Raw genomic sequence first — 15,912 nt, 5'->3', positions numbered from 1 at the left:
ACAACGAAATGGGCGGTAAAACCGCCCATTAATGTATAGAAACATGGACAAAATATTTATTCATCTCCCCAAACATTTAATTCGTTATGAAACAGGCTAGGCTATCGATTCCCTGGCTCAGCGTTTCAGCCTGCCTAATGAATCTTGCATGCAAGATTGGCCAATCGAGGTTGCGGATAATCGACGGTTGGATGAGTTTTTATCGGCTTATAGCGAATGCAACGATGATGAATGCTTTGTGTTAATGGTAATACTTCTTGAATGTATTGATAACTTTGGTGAGCAGTACCATAAGCATCCTTCCTGGCCAGTAATCTATGACTTACTGGATAAACATATCACCAGACATATCTATACAGTGTGGTATTGGTCATGTACGGACTGTGAGGATGAAGAGTTGGAAGATGCTTTTTACATCACATCGGATATGCGTGCTTTACTAAAAAAGCACGCATATTTACTACGGTGATAATCCTCAGTGTTTCATCCGCTGAATAAACTCGCCAAATGCGGTCAGCTGACCGGTCAAATGATCTAACGTTCCCTGATCCACCACTTCTCCAGTCTGCGGGTCGACTTTATTCTGAATCACGCCGCCCATAAATTCCGGTTTATTCATCACCATCGCATCAAGGAACACCAGAATCTGGCGCAGATGATACTGGCAGCGCGCGCCGCCAATCGCCCCCATTGAGCTAGTCTGGATAAGAACGGGCTTACCCGCCAGCGGCTGCTCAGGCAGACGGGATAGCCAGTCGATGGCATTTTTCAGGCCGCCGGGAACGGAATAGTTATATTCCGGCGTCACAATGACGACGCCGTCGGCGTTGCGAATCTGCTCCGCCAGCGCCTCTACGCTGGCTGGAAATCCCTCTTCCTGCTGGATATCGGCGTCATACAGCGGAATATCCCCGATCGAAGGCAGCGGCGATACTGTCATTCCTGCCGGCGCGACTTTAGGAAGCGTACGCGCCACCATTCCGTTAAAGGAACCTTTGCGTAAACTTCCCAGCAATGTAACCACATTCAGCGTTTCAGACATACGTGCCCCTTTTTTCATTATAAACGATTAAGCGTATACGATTTGGCGGCGGGGAGTTGGGCGAATCGCATCAGACGACCGGTTGGCTCATTGGCGCGCGTCTGGATATCGGGCAGGCTTTTCCAGCCCAGTTTGCCATCGAACTCCCACACTTTTAATTTTTCTATCGCTGGCGTAACGGTTACGGACCATACCAGCACATCTTCCGCATCGCATACGGCTTCAAGCTGTGTGACATGCGTGCACTTCAGGCGTCCGGCAACGGGTAAAAGTTGCAGCTCCCGCGGATCGTCATTCATGACATCGCCGGTGAGTTTTAACACGCTCTGGCGCAATGTGATGAGTTGCGCTCGCGCTTCGTTGGGATCGTTTTGATTGGCTACCCATAAGTTTTCATTACGGGAGAAAGGGTGGCGTTCGAGCGAATGCGGATGGTGAAAGCCGCGGGAGGTGCGCTGTAATTCCATATCCAGCCCGCACTCTCCTTCGGTGGTCAACGCCACGCCAACCATATTTCCGGCGTAGGAGATAGAAAAGCCTGGCAGATTTTTGTCACGAAACGCGGGTTTACCTTTCGCCTGAATAATGATTTCCGGCAGCTCGCTAATTCCGTACAGCATAAACATCAGTTCGGCAAGAAGGCCTCTGGAGGCGAGAAAACGCGTTCGTCGGTGAGCAGGCAGGTTTCTGGCTTCAATATGGCAAGACGAAGAGAGACGAATTGAAACCAACTGTCCCTCCGTAAGTATCCCTCTGGCAAAGTGAGTCGCCATTTTTCGCTCCGTGATTAATGGGCCGTGATAATGACGAGAGTAACATTAACGTAAATTATGGACAGGTTTTACGCGCTAAAAATTCAATTTCAGAAGGTTCTTTAATCAGACGGTGACATTTCTGGTAAGAGGAAGGTTAATTTATCAACGCAGGTGGTCAGATAAGGCGACGGCAGAGCGTGTTGATAGCCTGTCGTAGCCACACAATCTTGGGATTATGACTATTACGTTTGTGCCATAATAGGGTAAACGGCACCATCAGCTTTTCCCGCTGTTGCGCATCAAAAGGCAGGGGGCGCGCCACTAACGGTAGCTGGTGGAGCTGATTGTAGTGCTGGCAATAGCGCGGCGCGGTTGCTATCAGGGTGTGATCCGGCTGGGCGGCCATAAAGAGCGACTGCTCGAACCCCGGCAGGCTCAAGGCAATATGGCGTTTGCGTCCCATTTCTTGCAGGACATCATCCAGCGCCCAGGTATCGCTTTGCTCCCAGCAAATACTGATATGCGGGTAGCGCAGAAAAGTGTCCAGATTCCACGCTTCGCGCAGCGCCGGATGATCTTCCCGCAGCCAGACCCACGGCAAATCGCTAAACAACACCTCAAAATCAATCGCGAGCGGGGATGGCTTTCGCGTCCGGTAAATCCGATATCGACTTCCCCGCGCGTAATCGCCTCCAGCGAGTCATAATCCCAGTTGCGAACCTTAATGGTAGCCTGCGGATAGCGCTGATAAATCTGCTGCGACAGTGAATTAAACATAATCATCATCAGCGGCGACTCTGCTGCCAACTCAAATTTTAAACCGCGCGGCGTTTGATGATGCGGCTTATCAAGCAGTTGATTCCCCATCTGCATCCAGTCCGCCAGACTTTGCTCCATACTGACCATCAGCGGCGTCGGCGCCAGGCCCAGCGGCGTATTGACGAACAGCGGATCGTCAAACCATGCCCGGAGTTTCGCCAGCGATTTGCTGACCGCCGAGGGCGTTACGTTCATCCGTTTTGCAGCTTTAGTGACGCTGCGCTCCTGCATGAGTAACTGTAGGCATAACAGCAAATTAAGGTCGAGATTGGTAAGGGATTTCTTCATGCTCGGCTACGGACCTGTTGGGCGCGACGGAGAAGATCAGCAGAATACTCACTATGCTACAACCAATCAGAATCCCGATCAGCATATTCATCGCGCTGATACCGAGTATTGCCGCCAGCCAAATCCACAGTGATGAACCGCAAACCTGCGCGATACCCAGCGTGGAACTGGCCACTCCGGCGCGCAGCGAAAATGGCCCCAGCGCCTGGCTCATCGCGACGCCAAAACCAACCGAGAATCCGGCGCAGATAAGCGTCAGGCCAAAGAGCGTGACGGTATTGGTATGAGCAAGGCTTAACGTCACGCCAGCCGTCAAAAACAGCCCCTGTGAGACGAGCATTAAGGTTCGCGGCTTAAATAACCCAAGCGCAAAAGGGGTAGAAAAAGAGACGACCATGCTGACGCCTGCGGTGAGCGCCATGGTAATGGCATAGTCGCCACGGCTAAATCCCATCACCTCCATCAGCAGCACTGGAGAGGCATTGACAAAGGTCAGGATCACCGACACGCTAAGGGTGGTGATCGCCAGTCGACTAACGAAAAAACGGTTAATCAGCGACTCGGCGGCGGGCGACGATCGTGATAAATCGCGTGGAGCCAGCCTTACCGGGCGCGTCTCGCGCAGGATAAACAGTGATAACAGGCCCACAATAATGCCCATCGCGGACATCGTATAGAACAGACTTTGCCAGGGGAAACGAAGCATAATCAAATGCCCCACCACCGGGGCGAGTACCGGCACAATACAGGTAATCCCATTCAATAATGACAGCACTTTCGCCCGGCGATGCTCGTCGAGCGTGTCGCGCAGAATGGCGAACGCCACCACATAGCAGCCGCCTGCACCTATTCCCTGAAGAAAACGCCCACTCAGAAATAGCGAGCCTTCCGACGCCCGTGAACAAAGCAGTGAGGCCATCATAAAGACGATCGCGCCGACGATCGCGACCGGTTTGCGGCCTGACTGATCGGCTATCTTCCCGGCAAACAGCATGGCCGTTGCCATTCCGGCCAGGTAAACGGAGAAGGCGATATGCAACTGCGACTCACTGGCGTTCAGATCGACGGCTATACGCGGTAAACCGACCAGATACATATCAATACCGGCAGGATAGAGTAAAACCAGGGCAAAACTACACAGTAGAAAACGTTTCATATCGGCCTCACGAAAAGTGTGGCGCTAAGAATACGGGGCGACGTTGCGCGAGACGAGTTGCCATTTGGACAACAGTGATTTCCTAATGGGAAATTATTGCTGCCGGATGGCGGCATAAACGCCTTATCCGGCTTACGGGTTTTGTAGGCCCGGTAAGCATCGTGCCACCGGGCAACACAACGTTATTTACCAATACAGAAGCTGGAGAAAATCCGTCCCAGCAGGTCGTCGGAGGTAAACTCGCCGGTAATCTCGCTTAAACTTTGCTGCGCCAGGCGCAACTCTTCCGCCAGCAGTTCCCCTGCCCATGCGCCTAATAGCTGCGCTTTGCCCTGCTCAAGGTGTTCAGCGGCTTCCGCCAGCGCCTGTAGGTGACGGCGACGGGCTAGGAAGCCGCCTTCCATATTGGTATCAAACCCCATGCTTTGCTTGAGGTGGTTACGCAACACGTCGACGCCTTCGCCGGTACGCGCCGAGAGGCGAACCAGTGAGTGACCATTTACTTCACTAATACCCAGCGTTTCGCCGGTGATATCCGCCTTGTTACGTACCACGGTAATCGGTAGATTTTTGGGCAGACGGGCGATAAAGTCCGGCCAGATGTCGGCAGGGTCAACGGCGTCCGTTGTGGTGCCATCCACCATAAACAGCACGCGGTCGGCCTGTTCAATCTCCTGCCAGGCGCGTTCGATGCCGATACGCTCAACTTCGTCGCTGGCGTCGCGCAGTCCGGCGGTATCGATGATATGCAGCGGCATCCCGTCGATGTGAATATGCTCGCGCAACACGTCGCGCGTGGTGCCGGCGATATCGGTAACAATGGCCGCTTCACGGCCTGCCAGCGCATTCAGCAGGCTGGATTTCCCGGCATTCGGGCGTCCGGCAATCACTACCTTCATCCCTTCGCGCAGCAGGCTGCCCTGGCGCGCTTCGGTTCGCACGGCGTCAAGATCGGCGATGACGCCATTGAGCTGCGCTTCAATTTTGCCGTCAGAGAGAAAGTCGATCTCCTCATCCGGAAAATCGATAGCCGCTTCGACGTAGATTCGCAGGTGAGTAAGTGCTTCCACAAGGTGGTTAACGCGGGCGGAAAATGCCCCCTGTAACGAGTTTAGCGCCGAACGCGCCGCCTGTTCGGAACTGGCATCGATCAGGTCGGCAATGGCTTCCGCCTGGGCTAAATCGAGCTTATCGTTGAGGAACGCTCGCTCGGAGAACTCGCCCGGTCGGGCAATGCGCACGCCTGGAAGCGTCAGGATACGTTTTAACAGCAGGTCCAGGATCACCGGACCGCCGTGCCCTTGTAGCTCCAGCACATCTTCACCGGTGAAGGAGTTCGGGCCGGGGAACCACAGCGCAATACCCTGATCCAGCGCGCTGCCGTCAACATCTTTAAACGGCAGGTAGTCGGCATAGCGCGGCTTCGGCAGCTTGCCCAGCACCTCTTGCGCAACGTCGCGCGCCTTCAGACCGGAAATACGCAGGATACCCACGCCACCGCGTCCCGGTGGGGTTGCCTGGGCGACGATAGTGTCGTTATGGCTCATGGTTAGTCTCAACTTTGTTGCAATAAAAAAAGGCGGTCATATGACCGCCTTTTGATTGTAGGCCTGATAAGCGTTAGCGCCATCAGGCTGACCGGCGCGCCTTGCCGGATGGCGGCTTCGCCTTATCCGGCCTACACCGAATCAGGATTTTTTCTTCTCGCGGCTATGCAGGCCACGCTTCTCCAGACCACGGTAAATCAGCTGCTGCTGAATGATGGTGACCAGGTTGCTGACGATATAGTACAGCACCAGACCTGACGGGAACCACAGGAAGAACACCGTAAAGATGACCGGCATAAAGGTCATGATCTTCTGCTGCATCGGGTCGGTCACGGTGGTCGGCGACATCTTCTGAATGAAGAACATCGTTACGCCCATCAGGATCGGCAGAATGTAGTACGGGTCCTGTGCGGACAGGTCATGAATCCACAGCGCGAACGGCGCATGACGCAGTTCAATGGAACCCATCAGCATGTAGTACAACGCCAGGAAGATAGGCATCTGGATGATCAGCGGGAAGCAGCCGCCCAGCGGGTTAACTTTCTCCGCTTTGTACAGGGCCATCATCTCCTGGCTTTGGCGCTGTTTATCATCGCCAAGACGTTCGCGCATCGCCTGAATTTTCGGCTGCAGCATACGCATCTTCGCCATTGACGTGTACTGCGCTTTGGTCAGTGGGTACATGATACCGCGAACGATAAAGGTAATGATGATAATGGAGAAGCCCCAGTTGCCCACAAAGCTGTGGATCCACTTCAGCAACTTGAACAGCGGCTGAGAGATGAACCACAACCAACCGTAGTCCACGGTCAAATCCAGGTGCGGTGCAACAGCCGCCATTTTATCCTGAATTTCCGGGCCGACCCACAGGGTGCTGGTCATCGCGCTAGTCTGGCCTGGCTGTACCAGTACCGGCTGCGCTTTATAGCCGATAGCGACAATGCCGTTACCCAGATTAGCGGTGTAGAAATTGTTGGTGCCGTCGTTACGCGGAATCCATGCGGTAGCGAAATACTGCTGCAACATTGCCACCCAACCGCCTTTGGAGCTGACGTTGAGGTTTTCGTTATCGGCAATGGTGTCGAATTTGTATTTCTCATACTTCTCATCCGGCGTGGAGTACGCTGCGCCGCGGAACGTATGCAACGCAAAGTTGCTGCTGCCGGTGTCGCGATGAGGAGGCAGGTTGACGGATTGTTTTAACTGACCAAAGGTGGAGACTTCCAGCGGTTTTTCGCCGGTGTTCTGCACGCTATAGTTCACGTTAACCGCATAATCGCCACGCTTAAAGACAAACGTTTTGGTAAACGTGTTGCCTGCGGCGTCAGTATAAGTCATCGGAACCTGCAGTTCGTTCTGACCGTCGGCCAGTACAAACGCATCTTTCTCGACGTTGTACAGCGGACGCGGGCCGTTCGCCGGGTTATCCGGGCCGTCGCGGCCTGTCAGGCCGCTTTGCGCCTGATAGATAAACTGCGGGGTGGTTTCCAGCAGCTGGAACGGTTCGTTGGAACCCAGTTCTTTCGGGTAAGCCGGGAGCAAGGCCTGCTCGACATCACCACCATGGGTGTTGATAGTCAAATCAAGCACATCGGTTTTCACCGTAATCATTTTCCCCTGGCCACTGGCTGGTACGCCCTGGTCGGCGGCGCTACCCGCTGCGGTGGTCGTTGTCTGCGTGGTCTGTTGAGTCTGAGGTTGCGGATTTTTATCCTGCTCCCAGGCTTGCCAGATCATGAAAGACACGAACAGCAAAGCGATGACTAAAAGATTGCGTTGCGAATCCATCGTTAGTGTTCTCTGGTATCAAATGGTCCGGGCGGGACGGGATCGTCACCACCAGGGTGTAAAGGGTGGCATTTTAATACGCGTTTCACCGTCAACCAACTGCCTTTTATCACTCCAAACCTGCGCAATGCCTCAATTCCGTAGCTTGAGCACGTTGGCGTGAAACGACAATGCGGCCCAAGCAGCGGACTGATCAGGCGTTGATAGACCCGAATAAGGGCTATCAGGACCCGCGAGCCAGGCGACAGTGGCGGCGCCATAATTTTTCCAACGCTTCCGAGAGAGCACGGTTATCGAGGTCGGCAACCCCTTTTTTCGCCACCACTACGAAATCCATTGCAGGAAGTTCATGCTGGCGCAGACGGAAGCTTTCACGCGTCAGACGTTTAATCCGGTTGCGTTCATGCGCACGTCGAACATTTTTCTTGGCGACGGTAAGACCGATACGGGGATGCCCCAGCGAATTCAGGCGGCCGAGGATGGTGATTTGCGGCGTGCCAGCCCGTTGAGGTTGCTGGAAGACGAATGTGAAATGAGCGGGAGTTAACAAACGTAACTCCCTGGGAAATGCGAGCTTAACCACTCAGGGGTTAGCTTTATTACTTGGAAACGGTCAGACGAGCGCGGCCTTTAGCACGACGACGTGCCAGAACCTGACGACCATTTTTAGTAGCCATACGGGCACGGAAGCCGTGAGAACGGTTGCGCTTCAGTACAGACGGTTGAAAAGTGCGTTTCATGGCGATTTCTACCTAAACTTGAATAAATTCACTGACTTTTGCGTATACCCGAACAAACTTTGAACGACTTACGCCACAGTGTGGGTGATTAAAGAGGCCGGATTGTAATAATTGTACACTCCGGAGTCAATTCTCTTTCCTTATTTTCCCGCGATTTTCCACGCCTTTTTGTGCGGAAAATAAGCAGCGTTGACGCCATATGACGGGCATTGCGCGACGGGTGGAGAATTATACGGACTGCCAGGTAAAGCGCAAGGATCGCCCTGGATCTTTATGCGATCTTTTAGGCGTCTGCTCACCTTTACCTATTAATTTTTTCAATATGCGCGCGAAAGCGTACAGGAGTTCCCCTGGATCGATTACACTTATCCTTTCCTGGAAAGTCCTGTGGATAAATCGGGAAGAATCTGTGAGAAACAGAAGATCTCTTGCTCAGTTTAGGCTATGATCCGCGGTCCTGATCGTTTCAAACGATCCTGGTCAGGCATGAACACGAAATCTTTCAGACTGCGTGAAGTCGCGATCGTTTGAAAGATCCGTGAAAACCGCAGACAGCGGTTCGTGCGTCACCCTTCATGCAGGGTCTTATCGACGTGCGCCAACAATCATTAATGTATCAGCCTTTGTCATTTATCGACTTTTGTTCGAGTGGAGTCCGCCGTGTCACTTTCGCTTTGGCAGCAGTGTCTTGCCCGATTGCAGGATGAGTTACCAGCCACAGAATTCAGTATGTGGATACGCCCGTTGCAGGCGGAACTGAGCGATAACACGCTGGCTTTGTATGCGCCAAACCGTTTTGTGCTCGATTGGGTAAGAGATAAGTACCTCAACAATATCAATGGATTACTCAACACATTCTGCGGCGCGGATGCCCCACAACTGCGTTTTGAAGTGGGAACAAAGCCCGTTACGCAAACGCTAAAAACGCCTGTGCATAACGTTGTCGCGCCTACGCAGACAACGACGGCGCAGCCGCAGCGCGTAGCGCCTGCGGCCCGTTCGGGCTGGGATAACGTACCAGCGTCGGCGGAGCCGACCTACCGCTCCAACGTCAATGTTAAACATACATTTGATAACTTCGTCGAAGGTAAATCCAACCAACTGGCGCGCGCGGCGGCACGTCAGGTGGCGGATAATCCTGGCGGCGCCTATAACCCGTTATTCCTCTATGGCGGCACCGGTCTGGGTAAAACTCACCTGCTGCACGCGGTGGGTAACGGCATTATGGCGCGCAAACCCAACGCGAAAGTCGTGTATATGCACTCCGAGCGCTTTGTGCAGGATATGGTAAAAGCCCTGCAAAATAACGCCATCGAAGAGTTTAAACGCTACTACCGCTCCGTTGACGCATTGCTGATCGACGATATTCAATTCTTCGCCAATAAAGAACGATCCCAGGAAGAGTTTTTCCACACCTTTAACGCTCTGCTGGAAGGCAATCAGCAGATCATTTTGACGTCGGATCGCTATCCGAAAGAGATCAACGGCGTTGAGGATCGTCTCAAGTCCCGCTTTGGTTGGGGGCTAACAGTGGCGATCGAACCACCAGAGCTGGAAACCCGCGTGGCGATCCTGATGAAAAAAGCGGACGAAAATGATATTCGTCTGCCAGGCGAAGTAGCGTTCTTTATCGCCAAGCGTCTACGCTCTAACGTACGTGAACTGGAAGGCGCGCTGAACCGGGTGATCGCCAATGCCAACTTTACCGGCCGGGCGATTACTATCGACTTTGTGCGCGAAGCGCTGCGCGATTTACTGGCGTTGCAGGAAAAACTGGTCACCATCGACAATATTCAGAAGACGGTGGCCGAGTATTACAAAATCAAAATTGCGGATCTGCTTTCTAAGCGTCGATCTCGCTCGGTAGCACGTCCGCGCCAGATGGCTATGGCGCTGGCAAAAGAGCTCACCAACTACAGTCTGCCGGAAATCGGCGATGCGTTTGGCGGGCGCGACCACACTACCGTACTTCATGCCTGTCGTAAAATTGAGCAACTGCGTGAAGAAAGCCACGATATCAAAGAAGATTTTTCGAATTTAATCAGAACATTGTCGTCGTGATCCTATGAAATTTACCGTTGAACGTGAACATTTATTAAAACCGCTTCAGCAGGTCAGCGGCCCGCTGGGCGGTCGTCCTACGCTGCCGATTCTCGGTAACCTGCTCCTCCAGGTAGCGGACGGTACGCTTTCTCTGACCGGCACCGATCTTGAAATGGAGATGGTCGCGCGCGTTACGCTTTCTCAGCCGCATGAGCCAGGCGCCACTACCGTGCCGGCGCGGAAATTCTTTGATATCTGCCGCGGCCTGCCGGAGGGCGCGGAGATTGCCGTTCAGTTGGAAGGCGATCGGATGCTGGTGCGTTCTGGCCGTAGCCGCTTCTCGCTGTCTACGCTGCCTGCCGCCGATTTCCCGAATCTTGACGACTGGCAAAGCGAAGTTGAATTTACGCTGCCGCAGGCCACGATGAAGCGCCTGATTGAAGCGACCCAGTTTTCGATGGCCCATCAGGATGTGCGCTACTACTTAAACGGTATGCTGTTTGAAACGGAAGGCAGCGAACTGCGCACTGTTGCGACCGACGGCCACCGTCTGGCGGTGTGCTCAATGCCGCTGGAGGCGTCTTTACCTAGCCACTCGGTGATTGTGCCGCGTAAAGGCGTGATTGAACTGATGCGTATGCTCGACGGTGGCGAAAACCCGCTGCGCGTGCAGATCGGCAGTAATAATATCCGCGCGCACGTCGGCGACTTTATCTTTACCTCGAAGCTGGTGGATGGTCGTTTCCCGGATTACCGTCGCGTATTGCCGAAGAATCCGGATAAACATCTGGAAGCGGGCTGCGATATCCTCAAGCAGGCGTTTGCCCGCGCAGCAATCCTCTCGAATGAGAAATTCCGCGGCGTGCGTCTGTACGTCAGTGAGAATCAGCTCAAAATCACCGCCAATAACCCGGAACAGGAAGAAGCGGAAGAGATTCTGGACGTGAGCTACGGCGGGACGGAGATGGAAATCGGCTTTAACGTCAGTTACGTGCTGGACGTGCTCAATGCGCTGAAGTGCGAAACCGTGCGCATTATGCTGACGGATTCCGTATCCAGCGTACAGATTGAGGATGCGGCGTCACAGAGTGCTGCCTACGTTGTTATGCCAATGAGGCTGTAGAATCTGAAAAGGGGCTGGTTTACTTGCCATTTCGCCTCCCGGCAGTGCTCTAAATGCTCACGTACTTCGTGTACGCTCCGCTTTCTGCGCGCTGGCGGTAGACGAACTGGCTGCGACACACACGCCCCTAGACGAATGTACTAATATATGTCACTGACGCGCCTTTTAATCAAAGACTTCCGCAACATAGAAAATGCGGATCTCGCTTTATCCCCCGGCTTTAACTTCCTGGTTGGCGCCAACGGCAGCGGCAAAACCAGCGTGCTGGAAGCTATCTATACGCTTGGCCACGGTCGGGCGTTTCGCAGTTTGCAGCCTGGCCGCGTGATTCGTCATGAGCAGGAAGCGTTTGTTCTTCACGGGCGCCTGCAGGGCGAAGAGCGTGAGACGTCGATTGGCTTAACCAAAGATAAGCAGGGCGACAGCAAAGTCCGTATCGATGGTACCGACGGTCACAAGATCGCGGAGCTGGCGCATTTAATGCCGATGCAGTTGATTACGCCGGAGGGGTTTACTTTACTCAACGGCGGCCCCAAATACAGAAGAGCGTTCCTTGACTGGGGATGCTTTCACAACGAAGCCGGATTCTTCACCGCCTGGAGCAACCTGAAACGATTGCTGAAACAGCGTAATGCTGCGCTGCGCCAGGTGAGTCGTTATGAGCAATTGCGCCCGTGGGATAAAGAGCTGATTCCGCTGGCGGAACAAATTAGTACTTGGCGGGCGGAGTACAGTAGCGCTATCGCACAGGACATGGCGGATACCTGTCAGCAGTTTTTACCTGAATTTTCCCTGACGTTCTCTTTCCAGCGCGGCTGGGAGAAAGAGACAGACTATGCGGACGTGCTGGAGCGAAGCTTTGAGCGTGACCGTATGTTGACCTACACCGCGCACGGGCCGCATAAAGCGGACTTTCGCATTCGCGCTGACGGCGCACCGGTGGAAGATACCCTGTCGCGCGGTCAGCTAAAGTTGTTGATGTGCGCCTTACGTCTGGCGCAGGGCGAGTTCCTCACCCGCGAAAGCGGGCGGCGCTGCCTGTACCTGATAGATGATTTTGCCTCTGAACTTGACGATGCGCGTCGCGGACTGCTGGCCAGCCGCTTAAAAGCCACGCAATCGCAGGTCTTTGTCAGCGCAATTAGCGCTGAACACGTTATAGACATGTCGGATGAAAATTCGAAGATGTTTACCGTGGAAAAGGGTAAAATAACGGATTAACCCAAGATTAAATGAGCGAGAAACGTTGATGTCGAATTCTTATGACTCCTCCAGTATCAAAGTCCTGAAAGGGCTGGATGCGGTGCGTAAGCGCCCGGGTATGTATATCGGCGACACGGATGACGGCACCGGTCTGCACCACATGGTATTCGAGGTGGTAGATAACGCTATCGACGAAGCGCTCGCGGGTCACTGTAAAGATATCGTCGTGACTATTCACGCCGATAACTCCGTGTCCGTAATGGATGATGGCCGTGGCATTCCGACCGGGATTCACCCGGAAGAAGGCGTCTCGGCGGCGGAAGTGATCATGACCGTTCTGCACGCGGGCGGTAAATTTGACGATAACTCCTATAAAGTCTCCGGTGGTCTGCACGGGGTGGGCGTCTCGGTAGTCAACGCTCTGTCGCAAAAACTGGAACTGGTTATCCAGCGAGATGGCAAAATTCACCGTCAGATCTACGAGCACGGCGTGCCGCAGGCACCCCTGGCCGTCACTGGCGATACCGATAAAACCGGCACGATGGTACGTTTCTGGCCGAGCCACGAAACCTTTACCAACGTCACTGAATTTGAATATGAGATCCTGGCGAAACGCCTGCGTGAACTGTCATTCCTGAACTCAGGCGTCTCCATCCGCCTGCGCGACAAGCGCGATGGCAAAGAAGATCATTTCCACTACGAAGGCGGCATCAAGGCGTTTGTTGAATATCTCAACAAGAATAAAACGCCGATCCACCCGAATATCTTCTACTTCTCCACCGAAAAAGACGGTATCGGCGTGGAAGTAGCGCTGCAGTGGAACGACGGTTTCCAGGAAAACATCTACTGCTTTACCAACAACATTCCGCAGCGCGACGGCGGTACCCACCTGGCAGGCTTCCGTGCGGCGATGACCCGTACGCTGAACGCCTATATGGACAAAGAAGGTTACAGCAAAAAAGCTAAAGTCAGCGCTACCGGCGATGATGCCCGTGAAGGTCTGATTGCGGTGGTTTCCGTAAAAGTACCGGACCCGAAATTCTCCTCACAGACCAAAGATAAGCTGGTCTCTTCCGAGGTGAAATCGGCGGTAGAACAGCAGATGAACGAACTGCTGAGCGAATACCTGCTGGAAAACCCATCTGACGCGAAAATCGTCGTCGGCAAAATTATCGACGCCGCGCGTGCGCGTGAAGCGGCGCGTCGCGCCCGTGAAATGACCCGTCGTAAAGGCGCGCTCGATTTAGCCGGTCTGCCGGGCAAACTGGCGGATTGTCAGGAACGCGACCCGGCGCTTTCCGAACTGTACCTGGTGGAAGGGGACTCCGCGGGCGGCTCTGCGAAGCAGGGGCGTAACCGCAAGAACCAGGCGATTCTGCCGCTGAAGGGTAAAATCCTCAACGTCGAGAAAGCGCGCTTCGACAAGATGCTCTCCTCTCAGGAAGTGGCGACGCTGATTACCGCGCTGGGCTGCGGTATCGGTCGCGACGAGTACAACCCGGACAAGCTGCGCTATCACAGCATCATCATCATGACCGATGCGGACGTCGACGGCTCGCACATCCGTACGCTGCTGTTGACCTTCTTCTATCGTCAGATGCCGGAAATCGTTGAACGCGGCCACGTCTACATTGCCCAGCCGCCGCTGTACAAAGTCAAGAAAGGCAAGCAGGAACAGTACATCAAAGACGATGAAGCGATGGATCAGTACCAGATTTCCATCGCGCTTGACGGTGCGACTCTGCACGCGAACGCTCATGCGCCGGCGCTATCCGGCGAAGCGTTAGAAAAACTGGTCTCTGAATATAACGCCACGCAGAAAATGATTGGTCGTATGGAGCGTCGCTTCCCGAAAGCGCTGCTCAAAGAGCTGGTGTATCAGCCAACTCTGACCGAAGCCGATCTTTCTGATGAGCAGACTGTAACGCGCTGGGTGAATGCGCTGATTACCGAGCTGAACGAGAAAGAGCAGCACGGCAGTCAGTGGAAGTTCGATGTTCATACTAATACGGAACAGAATCTGTTCGAGCCGATCGTTCGCGTGCGTACGCATGGAGTGGATACCGATTATCCGTTGGATCACGAGTTTGTGACCGGCGCGGAATATCGTCGTATCTGCACGCTGGGCGAGAAGCTGCGCGGTCTGATTGAAGAGGACGCGTTCATCGAACGCGGCGAGCGTCGCCAGCCGGTAACCAGCTTCGAGCAGGCGCTGGAGTGGCTGGTGAAAGAATCACGTCGCGGTCTGGCTATCCAGCGTTATAAAGGTCTGGGTGAAATGAACCCGGATCAGCTGTGGGAAACCACCATGGATCCGGAAAGCCGCCGTATGCTGCGCGTGACCGTCAAAGATGCAATTGCTGCCGACCAGCTGTTCACTACGCTGATGGGTGATGCCGTTGAGCCGCGTCGTGCCTTTATCGAAGAGAACGCCCTGAAAGCGGCGAATATCGATATTTAACCTGCCTTAATCCCCGGCCTACCGCGCTGGTTGGCCGGGGCATCATGATGTTCTCCGACATAGCTGAATAAAAAATCTTTAAAGCGCTGAGTGGCGGGCGTTTGTGCGCGCCACGCATGGTAATACACGTTCATATTGCGCCGCAGCGGAGGCGTGAGCGAACAGGTCGCTAATTGGTAGCTTTTGGCGTAATGGCGGGAAAAGGTTCCGGCGATCACCACGCCTTCACACTGCGCCGCCAGCGACATGGCGGTCGCCATATGTTCCACCGTCATTTTGGGCTTAATGCGCACGCCAGCGGTCGCGGAGATCATCGGAATGGATTCGTTGCCAACGGCGATCAGCTCTTCGCTCTGAATCTCTTCCCAGCGCACCGTTTTTTTATGCAGCCGATAGTCCGGATGGCAGTACAGGGCGATTTCCGTTGTGAACAGCGTTTGTTTGTCGATTTCCGGCTCCAGCGGCCGCTCCGGGCCGATACCAAAATCGGCTTCTCCCAACATAATGCTTTTTTGTAATTGCGACATGGGCTTATCAATAAGCTGTACGTGGGTATGCGGATGCTGCCGCTTAAAGGCATGGATAATTTGCGGCAAAAAGGCACAGGCTATTAATGGCGCGCCGACCACCCGCACCAGGGATTTTTTGATCTCTTTCAGGTCGCGGGCATAATTTTCGGCCCGTTGAAACTCTTCAACAACCCGCATGGCGGCGGGTAAAAACTTTTCGCCGTCGGGCGATAGCTTCACCACGCGCGAAGTGCGGTCGAAAAGGGAAACCTCCATCTGGCTTTCCATTTCGTTGATTAAACCGCTAACAGCTCCCTGCGTGATGCACAGATATTTGCTGGCGGCGGTAAAACTACGCAAATCCGCGACGGCCAGAAACGCGCGAAATTGTCGGATAGTTAAATTCATTTGCCACCTGTGTTACCCCTTTACTGAGAG

Annotated in this window: 14 protein-coding genes and 1 pseudogene; 5 read left to right on the top strand and 10 right to left on the bottom strand. The window is 53.9% G+C overall.

All coding sequences use genetic code 11. The features are described 5' to 3' along the window. Positions 1-148: 148 nt before the first annotated feature. Entirely contained in the window at positions 149-469 is a 321-nt protein-coding gene (locus tag ACLJRU_RS21240) for a hypothetical protein (protein ID WP_001541169.1), read from the top strand. A 6-nt stretch (positions 470-475) separates the two neighbouring features. Here ACLJRU_RS21240 and ACLJRU_RS21235 read toward each other — a convergent pair whose 3' ends face one another. The 9 genes and pseudogenes from ACLJRU_RS21235 to rpmH all read right to left on the bottom strand — a co-directional run bounded on the left by ACLJRU_RS21235 (position 476) and on the right by rpmH (position 8,135). Then, a complete protein-coding gene (locus ACLJRU_RS21235) occupies positions 476-1,060 on the bottom strand; it encodes an NADPH-dependent FMN reductase (RefSeq protein WP_001541168.1) in 585 nt (194 codons plus the stop codon). After that, entirely contained in the window at positions 1,060-1,815 is a 756-nt protein-coding gene (locus tag ACLJRU_RS21230) for a 4'-phosphopantetheinyl transferase family protein (RefSeq protein ID WP_023235401.1), read from the bottom strand. The genes ACLJRU_RS21235 and ACLJRU_RS21230 overlap by 1 nt, the downstream gene beginning before the upstream one ends. A gap of 157 nt (positions 1,816-1,972) precedes the next feature. Continuing rightward, positions 1,973-2,904, bottom strand: a pseudogene (gene yidZ, locus ACLJRU_RS21225) (HTH-type transcriptional regulator YidZ). Continuing rightward, on the bottom strand, positions 2,873-4,060 hold the full coding sequence (locus ACLJRU_RS21220; RefSeq protein ID WP_000819627.1) for an MFS transporter: 1,188 nt from the start codon (positions 4,058-4,060) through the stop codon (positions 2,873-2,875). Before ACLJRU_RS21220 ends, yidZ begins: the two are co-directional and overlap by 32 nt. Positions 4,061-4,242: 182 nt before the next feature. Then, complete coding sequence (gene mnmE / locus ACLJRU_RS21215; protein WP_000019081.1) at positions 4,243-5,607, bottom strand: tRNA uridine-5-carboxymethylaminomethyl(34) synthesis GTPase MnmE; 1,365 nt, start codon at positions 5,605-5,607, stop codon at positions 4,243-4,245. Positions 5,608-5,748: 141 nt separating this feature from the next. After that, positions 5,749-7,395, bottom strand: a complete 1,647-nt coding sequence (gene yidC, locus ACLJRU_RS21210; protein WP_001541166.1) for a membrane protein insertase YidC — start codon at positions 7,393-7,395, stop codon at positions 5,749-5,751. Positions 7,396-7,397: 2 nt separating this feature from the next. Next, positions 7,398-7,655 carry a membrane protein insertion efficiency factor YidD gene (gene yidD / locus ACLJRU_RS21205; protein WP_001307474.1) on the bottom strand — a complete coding sequence of 86 codons (258 nt, stop codon included), beginning with the start codon at positions 7,653-7,655 and terminating at the stop codon, positions 7,398-7,400. Continuing rightward, positions 7,619-7,978 carry a ribonuclease P protein component gene (rnpA, locus tag ACLJRU_RS21200; protein WP_000239725.1) on the bottom strand — a complete coding sequence of 120 codons (360 nt, stop codon included), beginning with the start codon at positions 7,976-7,978 and terminating at the stop codon, positions 7,619-7,621. The genes yidD and rnpA overlap by 37 nt, the downstream gene beginning before the upstream one ends. Before the next feature lie 16 nt (positions 7,979-7,994). Next, on the bottom strand, positions 7,995-8,135 hold the full coding sequence (rpmH, locus tag ACLJRU_RS21195) for a 50S ribosomal protein L34 (protein ID WP_000831330.1): 141 nt from the start codon (positions 8,133-8,135) through the stop codon (positions 7,995-7,997). A gap of 660 nt (positions 8,136-8,795) precedes the next feature. Between rpmH and dnaA the strand changes: the two genes are divergently transcribed. The 4 genes from dnaA (at position 8,796) to gyrB (ending at position 14,965) form a co-directional block, all read left to right on the top strand. Beyond that, a complete protein-coding gene (gene dnaA, locus ACLJRU_RS21190) occupies positions 8,796-10,196 on the top strand; it encodes a chromosomal replication initiator protein DnaA (protein ID WP_187790681.1) in 1,401 nt (466 codons plus the stop codon). A gap of 4 nt (positions 10,197-10,200) precedes the next feature. Continuing rightward, on the top strand, positions 10,201-11,301 hold the full coding sequence (gene dnaN / locus ACLJRU_RS21185) for a DNA polymerase III subunit beta (RefSeq protein WP_000673474.1): 1,101 nt from the start codon (positions 10,201-10,203) through the stop codon (positions 11,299-11,301). Between the two features lie 147 nt (positions 11,302-11,448). Continuing rightward, positions 11,449-12,522 carry a DNA replication/repair protein RecF gene (recF, locus tag ACLJRU_RS21180; RefSeq protein ID WP_000060081.1) on the top strand — a complete coding sequence of 358 codons (1,074 nt, stop codon included), beginning with the start codon at positions 11,449-11,451 and terminating at the stop codon, positions 12,520-12,522. 28 nt (positions 12,523-12,550) lie between these two features. Next, entirely contained in the window at positions 12,551-14,965 is a 2,415-nt protein-coding gene (gene gyrB, locus ACLJRU_RS21175) for a DNA topoisomerase (ATP-hydrolyzing) subunit B (RefSeq protein ID WP_001541165.1), read from the top strand. Here gyrB and ACLJRU_RS21170 read toward each other — a convergent pair. Then, the gene (locus ACLJRU_RS21170) at positions 14,962-15,882 is read right to left on the bottom strand and encodes a LysR family transcriptional regulator (RefSeq protein ID WP_023235400.1); all 921 of its coding nucleotides are present in this window, start codon (positions 15,880-15,882) and stop codon (positions 14,962-14,964) included. The genes gyrB and ACLJRU_RS21170 overlap by 4 nt on opposite strands. Positions 15,883-15,912 lie beyond the last annotated feature (30 nt).

It is taken from the genome of Salmonella sp. SAL00653, assembly GCF_046552515.1.
Taxonomy (GTDB): domain Bacteria; phylum Pseudomonadota; class Gammaproteobacteria; order Enterobacterales; family Enterobacteriaceae; genus Salmonella; species Salmonella enterica.
Note: the sequence above shows the minus strand (reverse complement) of the source record. Positions and strands in the feature narration are given on the sequence as shown.

Bases quoted from the DNA above. Each gene is read 5' to 3' on its own strand.
- ACLJRU_RS21240 (WP_001541169.1), top strand. From the start codon at position 149: ATGCAAGATTGGCCAATCGAGGTTGCGGATAATCGACGGTTGGATGAG.
- ACLJRU_RS21235 (WP_001541168.1), bottom strand. From the start codon at position 1,060: ATGAAAAAAGGGGCACGTATGTCTGAAACGCTGAATGTGGTTACATTG.
- ACLJRU_RS21230 (WP_023235401.1), bottom strand. From the start codon at position 1,815: ATGGCGACTCACTTTGCCAGAGGGATACTTACGGAGGGACAGTTGGTT.
- ACLJRU_RS21220 (WP_000819627.1), bottom strand. From the start codon at position 4,060: ATGAAACGTTTTCTACTGTGTAGTTTTGCCCTGGTTTTACTCTATCCT.
- mnmE (WP_000019081.1), bottom strand. From the start codon at position 5,607: ATGAGCCATAACGACACTATCGTCGCCCAGGCAACCCCACCGGGACGC.
- yidC (WP_001541166.1), bottom strand. From the start codon at position 7,395: ATGGATTCGCAACGCAATCTTTTAGTCATCGCTTTGCTGTTCGTGTCT.
- yidD (WP_001307474.1), bottom strand. From the start codon at position 7,655: ATGGCGCCGCCACTGTCGCCTGGCTCGCGGGTCCTGATAGCCCTTATT.
- rpmH (WP_000831330.1), bottom strand. From the start codon at position 8,135: ATGAAACGCACTTTTCAACCGTCTGTACTGAAGCGCAACCGTTCTCAC.
- dnaN (WP_000673474.1), top strand. From the start codon at position 10,201: ATGAAATTTACCGTTGAACGTGAACATTTATTAAAACCGCTTCAGCAG.
- recF (WP_000060081.1), top strand. From the start codon at position 11,449: ATGTCACTGACGCGCCTTTTAATCAAAGACTTCCGCAACATAGAAAAT.
- gyrB (WP_001541165.1), top strand. From the start codon at position 12,551: ATGTCGAATTCTTATGACTCCTCCAGTATCAAAGTCCTGAAAGGGCTG.
- ACLJRU_RS21170 (WP_023235400.1), bottom strand. From the start codon at position 15,882: ATGAATTTAACTATCCGACAATTTCGCGCGTTTCTGGCCGTCGCGGAT.